Below are 14,798 nucleotides of genomic sequence, written 5' to 3' on the forward strand. Positions count from 1 at the left end.
TGTCAGTTGATTTTTCGCCTAGTCTTCTCCTTTATAACCTACTTAATCAACTCTGATTGCTTGATTGCTAACTTCGCACTGCTCCACCATAGGTTCTCGATGATTCCACGCTGAACACTAGCAGATAACGCACTGCTCCTAGCAAGCTTTTCTCCTCTATCTGGATGAATTTGAGCGACTAAGCGAAGTGGTGGAAGCGAGGCATAGTAGGAGAGACTTTCCTCAACATCTGTGATCGCGCTGCTGTAGATATTATTCACCTCACTCGCGGCAGCGAGTACTTCCGGGAATTGTGGAAAAGCTTGCAAGATAGCGATCGCTACTTCCTCTGGTGTCTAGTTTCTGGGGAAACTTCCACAGACCAGAGGCCCAAGATTGTCCGAAAATGGTAAATAAAGAAATATTGCATCAACAAGGCGATCACATCCTTAGGCCTTTAATTCAAAAATTTATTGAACAGGTGGTAGAAGAGGAAGAATAGGCGAACGTTTCAACAATTCTTTTAGGGTAGTTTTATAGATGAAAAGTACCATTAGCGATCGCTTGTATTAGAATGCGATCACGCTTTGCATATACTTCAAAATGCTTTTGTTTGAGTAGATTTAAATCTAACTTATTGATATACTGCATCTACATTAAGCTTGACGATATTTATTTACAGCTCATCCAGGCCAGCAGCCTTGATTACTTTTGCTAGCGCTCTGTTTTTATGCCAATACTAATTCTCAATTGAGCAGAGAACGTGATGTGTTCTAGCGCTTTACAACACTCTAACGAAAGAACAAAAAGACCAGATTCCGCAGCAGTCGTGGATGTGGCTTCGCTACCGCAGTGAAAAAGACTTTGGCACACACCGAATGCTGCAAAAGTCGAAATAGTGTTTTCCTTGAGTTGTCAGGAAAGTGCGATCACCCGTAAAGCCATCTAAATTTCTATCAGTGTTTCTCATTCATCCGTGGCTTTTCCCCTCATCGTCTTGATGTGCGATCGCTCCGGAGATAACCGTTATAAGTGGGGAAAGTTCAGCAGAGATTGAAGTTATAACTGAGTCTGTAGAAGATTGAGTGAACAAACAGGAGTAGGCGATGGCACGAGATGAGGCATACCGGGAAGCCGAACAGCACATCGAAACAGCACGGCAAGAGGGAGCAACGGAACTCAATCTCCGCAACCTGGAACTGACTAAGATGCCAGAGTCAATTGGTCAACTTACCAATCTACAAAAACTCGATCTGGGTAGCCTTCCTTGGGAGCAGCCAAAAAACCAATTGACGGAACTGCCAGAGGCGATCGCAGCTCTCACCCAGTTGCAGGAGCTTGACCTCTCGTATAACCAATTGACGGAACTGCCAGAGGCAATCGCAGCTCTCACCCAGTTGCAAAAGCTTGACCTCTGTGACAATGAATTAACGGAACTGCCAGAGGCGATCGCAGCTCTCACCCAGTTGCAGGAGCTTAACCTTTCGTATAACCAATTAACGGAACTGCCAGAGGCGATCGCAGCTCTCACCCAGTTGCAGGAGCTTGACCTCTCTGACAACGAATTGACGGAACTGCCAGAGGAGATCGCAGCTCTCACCCAGTTGCAGAAGCTTGACCTCTGCTCCAACGAATTGACAGAACTGCCAACATCGATTGGAAAACTTCGATTGTTAAAGTATTTGCGTGTTGATGCAAATAAGTTTACTGATTTACCTCAGTCGATTGGGGAACTCTTAAACTTAAGGAAGCTCTTTTTAGGCTACGACGTAGGTAGTCCTCTAATTGAATTTCCTAGTAGCATCCGTTCATTAAAGCTATTAGAAGAACTTTATATCTCAGGATGTGAATTGCAATCTTTACCAATTTGGCTGGATGAACTAGCTGAATTGAAGAAGCTGATTTTGAGAGAAAACCATTTGGTTGACCTACCAATCTCTCTGGGACGACTTCTTCACTTAGAACAGATTGAACTCGCCGGTAATCCTCTTAACCCCGACCTCGCTGCTGCCTATGAACAAGGGATGGAAGCGGTCATGCAATACCTGTGGGCAAAGGCAGAAGGAGAAGAGACGTTAAACGAAGCCAAGCTAATTTTGGTGGGTGAGGGAGAGGTGGGTAAGAGCTGTTTGTTAGGAGCGTTACGGGGAGATGAATGGGTGGACGGTCGCCTCTCAACCCACGGGATTGAGATTAAGCCTGTAATTGTCACAGCTCCAAATAACAGCACAAAAATTACGCTAAATGGTTGGGATTTTGGCGGACAAAGGGTTTATCGACCTACACACCAATTATTTTTTAGTGCGCCTGCGGTGTATCTGGTGGTGTGGAAGCCACGAGAGGGTCCGCAGCAGGGCTTTGTCAAAGAATGGATAACCTTGATTAAGCATCGGGAACCGGATGCCAAAATGTTGGTGGTAGCAACCCACGGCGGCCCCGGACAGCGCAGGCCAGATATTGACCGCCAAGAACTGATTGATCTGTTTGGCAGCGATACCATTGTTGGTTTTTTTCATATCGATAGCAAACCCAATGTGGAGATCCAGTGCTGTACCGGAATTGCAGAATTGAAAGAGGCGATTGCTAATATTGCCGCCACTTTACCCGGCATGGGTCGGACCGTTCCCACCAAATGGCAAGACATCCGGGAAATCTTGGAAGCATCAGGCAAGACCCATTTACCTTACAACGAGGTCATTGCGATCTGTGAGAAACAAGGTTTGAAAGGATTTGCGACCGAACTGTTTGTCCGGGTTTCTCACACGCTGGGATATTTGATTCATTACCATTACGACCCCACTCTGCGCGATATTGTTATCCTCAAACCCGACTGGTTAGCTAAAGCCATCAGTTTCGTTCTGGATGATGAAACTACCCGCTGCCGCAATGGTTTAGTAGAGTTTGACCATCTCAGCCAGTTGTGGAGCCATCCCCCTTTTGCAGGTGAAGAAGGCTATCCCAAAGCCCTCCATCCCGTATTTGTGCGGCTAATGGAACGCTTCGATTTGTCCTACAGGGTCGTGCTTGACCCAACTCAACCCAGCACCACCAGCCTGATTGCTCAACTCGTTCCCGATAATCGCCCAGCGCAATTACCCGGTTGGGGCGAACAACCGGAAACCGGAGACAGACAGCAGGTGCAAATCTGCCGCATCGTAGATGAGCGCGGACAGCTTGCCAATGCTGAAGGATTGTTTTATCAACTCATCGTTCGCCTACACAAATACTCTTTGGGACGTGCTAGCTACGAAAACAGTGTCCACTGGCAACGAGGCTTAATGCTCGACAATGACTACAACGGTCGGGCATTGTTGGAACAGACTAGCACCGAGGTCAAAATTACCGTAAGAGCGGCTTATCCTGAATTCTTTCTCTACGAACTGACGAAAGAAGTGAAATGGCTAGTCGAACACTTTTGGGAAGGTCTGCGGTGTGAGGTGATGGTGCCGTGTATTGAACCCTGTGGAAGGAAGCAGCCAGGAACCGGACTGTTTGAAGTCCAAAAACTCATTGAAAGCAAACGCCAGGGTATGCCCAAGTTTCCCTGCATGATTTCTGGCTGTAATCAATGGCTAGACATTGATGAGTTGATGCGAAATGCTCCAACCTCACGACAGGCTCCAGTTGAGAAGATAGTTGTTGAGGAATTTAGAGATGTTAAAGATAAATTGGACAATATTTTCAGGGATATACGCACCTTAGATAGCCGAGAACACCAGCGATTTCAGAAACTGGATGAGAATGATCGCCGCATCTTGAGCCAAGCCGATGAACGATTTGCGGTACTGATGCAAATGCTCACCGATGAAGCCAAAGATGGCCCGCGATTGTTTAGCTTTAAGCCAATCGACCCAAGGTTTTTCGATCGCCCCAAATGGCTCAGCGCTAAATTTCAAATCACTCTCTGGTGCGAACATTCTCGCCTGCCGCTACCCGCTTTAAATCCAACCGGAAGCAAACAGGGAGTCTATGAGTTGGATTTGCCCCGTGAGTGGTTTGTCAAAGCAGTGCCTCTGCTCAAAACCATGTCTTTCACCTTGGGATTGATATTGCCAGTGGCTGCTTCTGCCACAAAACTGATACTGGACAACACCACCTACAAAGGTTTTGAGGAACAAATCGAGTTGGGGCAAAAAAGTCTGGAATCTGCGATGAAAGGCAGCGAGCTTGCGGCTGCTTGGCAATCTAAAACCAATACTCCCGATTTAGAACATGGTGAAGCGATTCGAGCGCAAGGTGCAATGTTGAGAGAAATCCATGCCCTCTTGAAAGAGAAAGATCCTAGTTTTGGCGGACTGGAAAAAGTGCAAAACAAGCGGCGCGAGTTTTTGTGGGTACATCCCCAGTTTGTAAATGAGTATTAGACTGGGAGCTTGCCCCTCAACCTAAAATAGGGCAATTATTCAGTAGAAACAACGTGAGCGATCACCGATTGAAATTAGTCACTATCTGGTCACGGGTCACGAGCGTTACGAAAATAGAACGGCTGTGACCCTCACTGGATAAGGGCGTGCTTCTTCGTGACAAAAAACTCTGCCTAGATTAACTGTCTCTACCAGAGCCTTCGATTGGAGTTGAGAGAGGATGTTCCTTCAAGTCGTCATACATACATTTCTCAACTGGCGATCGATCGCACTGGTGTCCGACCCGTGTCTACATCGTCATACCTACATTTCTCGACCGGCGATCGCACTGGTGTCCGAGAGAAAGAATCAAAGGTGTTGGAGCTAATACGGCAAGGAATCTCCTACCGGAAAGTAGCCGAGGAACTGGGGCTTTCAAAAAACACCGTGATCAGAATTGTGCGAGAGTCACAACAAGCACTGCCGAATCGAAAATAAACTTTAATAACGCGATCGCAATGTATCTTTCAAATTTTATGCGATCGCCCGTTCTTGTAGATCGGCTTGAAGGGATAGAGATATCGGCTACAACAGTCACGATGAAGGCTGATACCAGTTTCCGATGAAGATGTCCTAAATTGAAGAAAGCAACAGGGTATGTGTAGCCGAGTGTGAGTTCGATTCATCCGTTGCGGGGTTCTGAGTTACGCTCTCTACGACAGCTGCAAGTTTCATCTGAGTGAATATGACCAAAAAACGTCTACACAAGAAGATAGCTCCTACCGATGAATTAAATATTCTTCCGGTTCAGGCGTCTCCTCAAAAAGTAGAGCCAGAGGATGTACAACGGGCTGCGGATAAGATTGAAAACCCTGTTGATGATGCCGCATCAACCCCTGTGCCAGTAGAGGCGAGGACTATTGACTTCTCATCCTCAGAGCCTTCCCTTGACACCTCATCAGTTCCTGTCACTTTCGACTCTCTCCCAATTTCGGAACCAGCTCCGGAACAAAACGATTCCCCTGACTCTTCTCATGAGGAGCCGCCAGCTCTCTTCCAGGCGGTGGGCATTCTCACTGGAAATGTCACAATTGATGAGGAAAAAACTTTTGTGAGTGTCGGGAAAAAAACCTATCCACTCTATTATTCCAGCTCCCACAAGCGGGCATTGGCGGCGCTCAAAAAAGAGATTGAGACAACTGGAATACGACAGCAGAAGTTAATTGTCTATCCCAAAATCACTCACTATCCTGGCGGGAAACAGCCCTACTCGGTCGGGTTCCAGCTGGTGGGTTTTGTGGGGCACCAAGCTTCTGGGACGGGTATTTCCAGTGACCTGCAAGATTTGGAGTTCAGAATCTGCGGTTTATGGCAGTTCATTCCCGTTTGCCGAATCCCATGCATTTCCGTGTTTAAGAACTTCAATCAGCAACGCCTTGAGTTCATTAAATCGGCACAAGCTGAACTAAAAGTGAATTTCATGAAGGCTTCTCACATTCCTGTCCTCTGGCGAGATGCCCCTGTGCCTCCATTCCGCTTCAACCCTAAGCTGGAGAAAGAAGCTCAGGGTAAAGCTTTCTTTGTTCAGATTAAGGCTCGGTTCAACAGCGAACGAAATACTTTTGAATTTGTTTCCCTTTTAGCTATTCCTAGTTCTGAGCCTCCTAACTACCTCAAAGCGGGTAAGAAGGATAAGCTTGAGGTTGCCAAGACAAGGCTAGCGGCTTCAAAAGCTCTAGGGCACGATGAGGCGCGTTCCCATAACGATGCTGTCCTCCCTCCCCGTAGAACTACCTCCGCTCCAAAGCCCAAGCCAAAACCTAAAGTGGTCGCCCAGGAGTAATTAGTGTTTTGCGAACTATCTCATCTGACCTGCCTTCAGTGCCGGTTGCCGGGGGGTCTACTCAGCTCAATGGAGTTTTTGATTACAGCAACTCTCCAGTCGCGGAGATATCTGTAGGGAGCCGCTGCCATTCATTCTCTGTCCGATTGCATGCGCTCGCTCAGCAACCATGCCAGCACAATGGTTAAAGTGTAGTAGTACCCAATATGCTTGCCGGTACAAGATGCCGAACGCAATCGCGCGATCGCTTACAAATAGCAGTCTAACCCTGCTCTGTCAAACTGGGGTGAAAGCTTGATTTTTTGTGGGTTGTAACCGGATAAGTTCATCAAATTTTCCCAAAGTGCCAGAAAAGGGTATCTGTAGAGTTCTTCAAGAATTTAAAGTTCTCAATTTTTTCTCAATCTGGCGCACCAGATTGAGATTTCCTGAAATTAGTTCTTTGAAAAATTCCAGAGTTCTCAAACCACTTGGCGCACGCGATCGCGTCTTACCTCTTCTTCTATTGCGACCTCTAGCTTTGGCAGTAGCTACTTTGAGCTGGTAGATGACAGGTTGGTTCGGATGAATCAGACATCTTCGCTAACTTACCGCGTCGCCTGCTCTATCTCCCCCGAAAAAATCGCTCTCCGTGTTGTAGCCACAGCAACCTAACTAGCGGTTGCACTAAAGCCGACGCACATATATGCTGGGCTTCGTGCAATGCGACGCGCTGGGTCAGCGAACTTCGTCGTTAGCCCGCTACGCCCAAGACCTCAGCTTGTGAGATGAGCAATGAAAGCTGTGTATTCTGACCAAAAGCCGATTTTCGCTCCGCCAAGCATCTTCCTTGCTGGCCCCACTCCACGGACGGCTCAGGTCGCTTCTTGGCGAATACAGGCGCTTCATATCTTGCAAGAAGTCGGCTTTCCTGGCACGGTTCTGATCCCAGAGCGTCACGACTGGACTAGTTCATTCGACTACATTGACCAGGTCGATTGGGAGTTCGCCTGCCTGGAAGCGGCGACGGTTATCGTGTTCTGGATACCCCGCGATTTGGTCTCACTACCGGGCTTCACGACCAACGTCGAGTTCGGTCGCTACATCGGCTCTGGTAGATGCGTCTATGGCAGACCTAACTCCGCTCCCAAAAATCGGTATCTCGATTGGCTCTATCAGAAATTCACGGGTGAAGCACCGTGTACGTCGATCGAGGATACCTTAAACGCAGCCGTCATGCGTGTATTACACTCAAATAACCGATGAAATTGTGTGCCGCTTTCAACGACGTGGGCTAACTAACAGCTGTACTGGATGCGGCGCAGCTATGCTCTTCGGTGTTCCTCAATTCCGCTGCGCGGTGTCGATGAACCTTGCTGTTAGCCTGCCCTCGCAATGGTTATGGCAGTACTTGTAGCTTCATGGTTTGGAGTTAGTTGCACAGCTCCCTTGTTAAAGTCATCCCGCCTCCAACACATGGGAATTACTCTACGTGTGGTTGGATCGATGATAGTGTGTGAGCGATCGCGAGTAACGGTGACGTTTAGATCGTGGATCGAACTCCAGCGAGTGGATTAGCCCAGTTGTTCGCTAAGGCAATAGATACTTAAAAGGTTTAGCACTCAAGCTAAAAGCTGTCATTGTTTCTTCCATCAAGGAGCCGGTGGCAGTATCTAAAAGTTTTTGAGTCAATGGTGGAAGAATCATTCACCCAGAATTGATAAAAGTTTTGGTAAAAATCCAAGCGATGCCAGAGTAAACTGACCGGGCTACATATTTATGAAACTGGCACAATGCTCTCTACAAAGCTAGTTTAGTGGGAATTATGTAGTCTTAAAGTCAACTTCATAGCTAATGCTTCACTCTAATACATAAACTATCCTCCCCACCCACCGAAGCCTTGACAGTTTTCTGGGTCAAAGGTTAGACTCTATAATAGCACTAATTAAATATCTAATCCCAAAAAGGGCGACTCTGTATAGAGCCGCCCTTTTTTCTTTTTTGGCTAAACAAAATTCTATCAAACTGTTAGTAATTTAGCCAAAAATACCGTGATAAATATTATCAACAAATATTTATCCCGCTGGACAAGCATTCAATAGCTTCAACCGAATACTTGAGGCGCTTTTTAGGCTTTTTTGCTGCTAAAAAGATAGAGGTATTTTGGGTAAATTCGGTGCCATGAAATGCATGGTATGGTGTCATAAATAAATCCCCTTCAAGGAGCAAAATGATTTTTTCAACTAACCGACCAGAAACTTGGGCAGATGTTTATCATCTTTATACCAATGACCTTAAATCGACCTATCCGGATCGCCCATATGTGGCAGCGCCGGTTCAAACTGCTGTCATTCGTTACACCATACCCAAATTGGGATTTATCCTACCGCACCGCAAAAAGCTTACCCAAGCTGATGTCAATGCTGGCCTGGAATTTATGAAACAAATTCCCATTTCTGAATTGAATCAAGCTCTTAAGTACCAATCAGAAGTTTTTGCCAGTTTGGGCAATGTCCCTAGCGCTCGTACTTATCGATTGCATCTCGAAAAAATGGTGGACTGGTGTTATCAACAGGCTTGGTGGAAACTTGCTATTAAAAAGAATGGTGGTGACTGTTGTTCCTCCATTCGACTTCAAAAAGGTCGAGTCAGCGACAATGTTCGAGTCACTGATAAAAAGCTAACCCCTAGTTCTCCAAATTTTTCTTATGGCTTAAAGCTCTCGGATATTTTTCCAGAATTACAAGCTTCTTTCGACAAGCTTTTAAGGTTTCAAATCGATCCGGTTGGCAATCGCAAACGCCAATATGGTCCCTTACGCAAGCGTAGCGCTCTGGGTCATGTGAATTCAGCGAAAAGATTGTTGGGTTGGCTTCATCACTACAAGAACGTACCCCTGGAAGCGCTAAGCCTTAAACTGCTCGTTGCTTCTAGCGGCTTGATGTCTGACGGTCATCGAGATGAAAATGCTATCGATGAAATGATGGACTTAATTGACGAACACCTGCGATGGTTACGCGAGACGAGGGAGGCATCACCAAATACTGAGTTAAAAGTTGTGGAAAGTATTGTTGCGGTCGCTAAGTTTCTCTATCACAAGGAGTCTAAATGCCAGTCTCGCCATCTGGTCTCTAATAAACGGGTTGGATACAGAGATATTCCAATTATTGAGGAACTCCGCCGCTTGGAGTGCGACATTATGGCGCGGGTTAAGACGACACCCCGTAAATCTGATGAGTCGAAAAAGTGGATTGACTGGCCCACTTTCAAGGCTTGTGTGGAGCAGTTGTTAGCTGAATGTGCGCCTCGCGATAACTATGGGAAGAAACGTTCCCAGATGGTTCTGGCTCGAAATCATCAAATGGCTTTAATTTTTCTGCTGCTGAGTGTTTTCCCCGATCGCGGACGCACGATCCGGGAGTTGGAGGTGGGAAGAACTTTAATGGATCGAGATGGGAAATGGTTCATTGAACATACGGCTGCTGACTTTAAGACGGGTGACACTTACTGCAAGAATGGTCACAAACGAATTGTCGAGCTGCCATCTGAAGTTTATCCATTGCTTGAGGCGTGGTTGTCTCAATGGCGGAAGGTCTTCAAACCAACACATAACTATGTTTTCTCCCAGCCCAATGGGAAACCCATCTCTGAAGGTGCTTTGTACAACTATGTCCGTAAACGAGTTTATCGGTTGACGGGTCAGGCTTTTACTCCCCACATGGTCAGGGATTCGGTTGTCACTTATCTGAAACTTTCTGGGACATCGGATCAGGTACTGGCAGCTTTAGCTGAGTTAATGGCTCATTCTCAAAAGATGCAGCGCCAGGTTTACGATCGTCGTACTCCTCAGCAAAAAGTAGCTCCAGCCCTCATCGCATTGCAGTCTTTACCAACAGGTAGTTTGCCGCCACCGCCGCCGCTATCTGTCAAAAAGCCCTAATCGAGAACCCAGAGCCAATTCTTAATTGAGAGTTTGGCTCTGTAACAGGTTTTTCTTTCGATCCAGCAGCGAACGCGATCGCTTCTGGTTACGGAAAGAGCCATTATCACCAAAAGGAAGAATGAGGAGCGATCGCAATCCAATTTCTGAGAGTGCGAGAACTATTTGTCAGTACCAATTGGTACAAGCAATTAAATTTCAGAGAAGATAACGCTCCTTAGTCCATCTCAGTACCCCCATCCCATTCAATCAGCCTTAGTTCTGAAAGCTCATACCAGTCAGTTTGACTGCCCGGTTTACCCGCACGTTCCTCCCACCTTACTAGCGCCTCTTTTCCGTTGTTACGAAAGTCTTCAATATAACCGTGCCATTCATAAGCGACGAAGAAAGGTTTAGCCAGCGCTACCGTGGAAAAACGCTCGAAATTTTGTTTTTCAACAGCGGGTGAGGCAGTTGAGGTAGTGGATGAGGCAGTAGGTGAGGCAGTGGGTGAGGCTGTATCGCTTACTGGGTCAGGTGGGTGAGGCAGTCGAGGCAATTTTTGAGGTTGATCACCACCTGGATCGAAAATTTCATTGCGTTGCAAAGAAATTCCATTTTGCATTTCATCAATTTTTTCTAGAGGTAAAGAAACTGCCTCGACTGCCTCACCATCGTTATCTGGCAAGGGTTCTAGCCTCACCATCTGCCTCACCATTGCCTCACCATCTGCCTTAACTGCCTCACCTTCGGACGAGATTTTAGAAAAGCTAATCCCTTTGAGACCGATATTGCCTTTCCCCACCGTGACTCTCTTTGCTTTCGGGAAGAGTTCGTGAAAACGTGCCAGGACTTGATTCATTCCTTTTACATTTCTATCGCCCTTCTTCGCCTGGTCAGTCCAAATAGGCTTTTTAGAGTCGCTGTAAGTTAGCGTCCCGTTTTCTTCATACCAATGTTTGAGCCGTTCCCAAATTTCACCGGCTTTCAAGGTTCCCTCTGGGTCGTAGTCCAATCCCGTGTCCTGGCAGAACTGGAACAGGTGAGAGTTTTCTGCTTGGATGTCTTCGAGCGCCTTCCGCGTGCAGCTGTAGTCGATGCCGTCACGCATCAGATCAATCAATGCAGATAGGACTTTATTCAAGAAGGCAGGGAGAACCTCTTTCTGCAAAAATTCTCGATCGTACTTAAATCGTGGATCTGCTTCCAGCTCTCCTTTGCTAGGGTCGGCATTGATTTTGAAAGTTTTATTGAATGTCAGCACCCCATAGCGCCCAGTGATTGCCTCCAAACTTCCTTGTAGGTTGGGGGTATCGTTGCAGTTGAATAACGCGACCGCCCTTGGGGCAAATTCCCGCTCATCTCTTCCCTTCCTTTCAGCAGAAAGGGTGTCGCCAGTGATGAAAGCCTTCAAGCTCTGAACCTTGTCGAGTTTAGCGAAATTGGCATTTTCGGAACTCCAATTGATCAGAGCTTTTTCGGTTTGGGCTATCGGAAATTTGCGTCCTGAATCGTATGCTGCGAAGTCCGAGACGGTAGCACTGGAGATACCTTGATATCCATACATTGCCGCCGTAACTTCTTTGGCAGCATCTTTTCCGTTCGATCCATGCCCTTTGAGTAACAAGCCCCTAACCAACCGCCCCTTATACTTGCGGACTGTTTGTAAGTCGAGAGACGCAGCAATTGTTCTCAAGAAAATCTCCCGCTGCGGTTCATCTAAAACGGCGAGTAAGCGATCGCAGTGTTGAGGATCGGCGTTTGGATCGTAAGTCGCTAATGGTGGGTAAGTGTAATATTTCGCCGGCTCGTGAGGAATCAATTCCCATTTGGGAGTTGCCCCTTCCCAGCGAATCTCCAAAACCCCATTGGTGCAGTTCAATCCAGGGGGGTTAACCAGAGACGGATCGACTCCTAAGCGAATCTTGACCCACTCCAGAACAGCTTTAACTTTGGCTGCATTGGCGTAGGGGTACTTATCTCCATTTTTGGTTTTAATTACATAAGCATTGCAGAAGTCAGAAATTCGGCGTAATTCAGACACGTCATGGCGCGGCTCATAATGAGTTTCGTTCCACTCGTGCAATGTTCCATTTAGACAAATCCAAGGTTTGTCTTGATAGAAAAAATTCAGAACTTGCTGGGTAACTTCCTCATTCGGGGTCAGATTTAATGAGCTATCGCTCATTGAATCCAATAAAGGATCGTCTGATGTAGGGCTTAAGGAAGAATCTGATGAAGCCCATTCATCTACCTGCGGTTCTACCGGCTGAGGATGCCGCTTCTCTACGGCTAGGTGGATTTCTTGTTCTAGCCGCCGAATAAATTCCTCTGGTTCCATTGCTCCTAAAATGTCAACAGCATCTCCCTTTGAGGGTAGCTCTGGATGGATGCTAAGTGGATCGATAATTAGAAACGGTAGTCCAGCTTTGGCGCAAACGTCTGAAAGTTCCAGAGCTTTTTTAGCACCTGTTTCATCGTTATCTTTCAGAAAAACCAAGCAGCCTATATGAGGTTTAACCGCTTGCACCATGCTTTCCAAGCCAGCATTGTTCCAAGCGCTGCCCTGAAGGGTGATTGAAGCTAGCCCGATGGCTCTTAATGCTTCTACGCAGGATTCTCCTTCTTGGAATAACAGGGCGGAAACATTAGGCGTAACTTTAGCCGCGTCCAAAGCTTCATCCAGGCGGTACGGCATCCAAGGGCGATTGCCTTTTTTACAAATCGCTTCTCCTTCCTCGTTTCGGTGCCATACGCGAAAAATCTTGGAATAACCTTTGGGTTTGTTAACATCCTTCCACTGAGTGCGAACCGCCCACTGATCTTCTGAATACTTATAAATAATTTCGGATACCTCACCGTGCTTATTATCCAACCGTGTAGATGGTTGAGGTGAATCCGTTGCCGGTGCGGAGAGTCTAATAAGGTTCAGCTCACCCTGTGGGATAGGAGCTGGGATAATCTTCTTTTTCTTCTTTTCTGGAGCGGGGATAATACGTGGAAAGCGATCGCCTTTCTTGTGATCCAAAGACGCGATCGCTTCTCGAATAGCTTTCGAGTCACACCTAGTGACCCAACAGCTATAAGCCCCCGTGTCTGGGTTGATGCTTAACTTTTTCTCGCATACCGGACAGAGATAGTTATTCTTTCCCTTCCCTGGCTTGAGGCGATCCAGGAAATTTCCGATATTGAAACTCTTTAATTTAGGGGCTTGAGGAGATGAGGTGGCTGAAGCTTGCTGCTGGTCAATCGCGATCGCTTGATTGCTTTCGTCAACAGACTGAACGGCTACTGATTTTTCCACAGGATATACCTTCCTTTTTTTGTTGCGAAGGAGGCAGTTACCCACAATTTTTAATCCATATGAAGATTTCCGGCAGCACCGGAGGTCACTCTTTTCCCAAGGCTACTCCTCGTCAGGTTCAATGGATGGATCGGAACCGATGCTATTTACATTCATCGACAATTACCGGGAGTCAGGGTAGGATGAATGTATTCAAATTTATTAATCTTGGTTGTGAGTTATTCTCGGTAGTACTTTTAGTCATCTTATGGACTAGGTTCTTTCTGGATAACTTGCTTCCTTTTTTTTGCTTATTTTTTGGGTTTATTTTTTCTTGAAAATCTACCCACTGGAAATCTATTGAAGCATAGATTTAGTACAACGGTAGTACATGATGCACTGCAAAATTTTCCAATGAGCGAAGCCGCCTAATTTTTCTTGGGTCAGAAATCTTAGTGCGACTGCTCTCCATCATCCCTCATCAGCGCTGGGAGCGGAAGGGGATGGTTGTCTTTTCTCTAAAAATTCTTTAATAGCAATTTCTACTGCTTCTGTAATAGCGATCTCTTCTTCAGTGCAGTAAATTTTCAAGCGCTTTGCTAACCCCTTTGGAATATGGCTAGTTACTTGCGCGTATTTTGGATCTTTCCTTCTAGTTGTCAAGAAATCACATAATCCTAAATTCTCTGCACACGTTGTACAACTCTGTGCTAACAAACAACTTCGCTGCATAAATAACAAAGCAGCATGTTGTTGCAACATCTTAATTTACGTTATTTTAACAGCCATAGATGCGAGATGGCGCAGAAGACACTTAAAGCGGCTGCAAGTAATATTGCCCCTACTTTCAACAGCAATCAGTGTCATGGGGTCAATTGTTTGCAGTAAATACAAAGATAAGTGATTGTGCTAGAGGCACAGGTAGTAGCCTTAATTTAACAAGTGCGATCGCTCTTCTGAAGCGCTAGTAGTGTAAATACTGTGGCCTGCCCCTGAGTAAGACTCGGAGACGTGCTGATAGACTTCTTCGCACTGGCGCTGGTACACCTCAGTTAGATAGCTTTCGGGTAGTTAATCTAAAATCTCCTCGATCGCGACTTTCACTGCTGCCTTCGATTGCTGCCGTCTACGCCAATCCAGCACCAGTTTTCCTGGCTTGAGGGTTGACAACAGTTCAAGAGCCACCTTCTTAACTTCCAGCTTCCCTTTCTCGGTTAAGTTAATGTCCGGTTTCGTTAGCAGCTCAGCGATCGCAAGTTCTTCTTCCAGATTCGAGAGCGAGCGCACGTTTATCCTCAACCTTGAGTGACTGGGCAAACTCCACCAACTCGGTAAAAAAACGTGAGTTCGGGTTAAGCAGGCAAGGCAGCATCGTTGATCAGGGAGGGCTTCTTGGGCTGGTGGCAGTAGGCAATTAAGCCGGCTATCAAATTGACGGCAAAGTTGACAGGA

General features: G+C 46.5%; 9 protein-coding genes and 2 pseudogenes. 6 read left to right on the plus strand and 5 right to left on the minus strand.

The window, feature by feature from the left end:
* Positions 1-38 precede the first annotated feature (38 nt).
* A complete protein-coding gene (locus NDI33_RS24700) occupies positions 39-308 on the minus strand; it encodes a hypothetical protein (RefSeq protein WP_190672005.1) in 270 nt (89 codons plus the stop codon).
* Positions 309-752: 444 nt separating this feature from the next.
* Between NDI33_RS24700 and NDI33_RS24705 the strand changes: the two are divergent.
* The 6 genes and pseudogenes from NDI33_RS24705 to NDI33_RS24730 form a co-directional block, all read left to right on the plus strand.
* Positions 753-878 (plus strand): annotated as a pseudogene (locus NDI33_RS24705) (Precorrin-3B methylase); the annotation flags it as partial.
* Between the two features lie 207 nt (positions 879-1,085).
* Entirely contained in the window at positions 1,086-4,343 is a 3,258-nt protein-coding gene (locus tag NDI33_RS24710) for a COR domain-containing protein (RefSeq protein WP_190672007.1), read from the plus strand.
* Positions 4,344-4,547: 204 nt separating this feature from the next.
* Complete coding sequence (locus tag NDI33_RS24715; protein WP_190672009.1) at positions 4,548-4,820, plus strand: helix-turn-helix domain-containing protein; 273 nt, start codon at positions 4,548-4,550, stop codon at positions 4,818-4,820.
* A 247-nt stretch (positions 4,821-5,067) separates the two neighbouring features.
* Entirely contained in the window at positions 5,068-6,165 is a 1,098-nt protein-coding gene (locus NDI33_RS24720) for a hypothetical protein (RefSeq protein ID WP_190672012.1), read from the plus strand.
* A 774-nt stretch (positions 6,166-6,939) separates the two neighbouring features.
* Complete coding sequence (locus NDI33_RS24725; RefSeq protein WP_190672014.1) at positions 6,940-7,410, plus strand: nucleoside 2-deoxyribosyltransferase domain-containing protein; 471 nt, start codon at positions 6,940-6,942, stop codon at positions 7,408-7,410.
* Between the two features lie 964 nt (positions 7,411-8,374).
* Complete coding sequence (locus NDI33_RS24730; RefSeq protein ID WP_190672017.1) at positions 8,375-10,084, plus strand: site-specific integrase; 1,710 nt, start codon at positions 8,375-8,377, stop codon at positions 10,082-10,084.
* A 217-nt stretch (positions 10,085-10,301) separates the two neighbouring features.
* Here the strand turns inward: NDI33_RS24730 and NDI33_RS24735 are convergent, their stop codons facing one another.
* The 4 genes and pseudogenes from NDI33_RS24735 to NDI33_RS24750 form a co-directional block, all read right to left on the minus strand.
* Positions 10,302-13,367: a DUF5906 domain-containing protein gene (locus tag NDI33_RS24735; RefSeq protein WP_190672020.1), complete on the minus strand. Its 3,066-nt coding sequence runs from the start codon at positions 13,365-13,367 to the stop codon at positions 10,302-10,304.
* Positions 13,368-13,817: 450 nt separating this feature from the next.
* Positions 13,818-14,108, minus strand: a complete 291-nt coding sequence (locus NDI33_RS24740; RefSeq protein WP_190672023.1) for a hypothetical protein — start codon at positions 14,106-14,108, stop codon at positions 13,818-13,820.
* 309 nt (positions 14,109-14,417) lie between these two features.
* The gene (locus tag NDI33_RS24745; protein ID WP_199302264.1) at positions 14,418-14,633 is read right to left on the minus strand and encodes a type I restriction enzyme endonuclease domain-containing protein; all 216 of its coding nucleotides are present in this window, start codon (positions 14,631-14,633) and stop codon (positions 14,418-14,420) included.
* 65 nt (positions 14,634-14,698) lie between these two features.
* A pseudogene (locus NDI33_RS24750) lies at positions 14,699-14,798 on the minus strand (IS982 family transposase); the annotation flags it as partial.

This window comes from Trichocoleus sp. DQ-A1, from assembly GCF_039961955.1.
In the GTDB taxonomy this organism is placed as follows: domain Bacteria; phylum Cyanobacteriota; class Cyanobacteriia; order Cyanobacteriales; family FACHB-T130; genus FACHB-T130.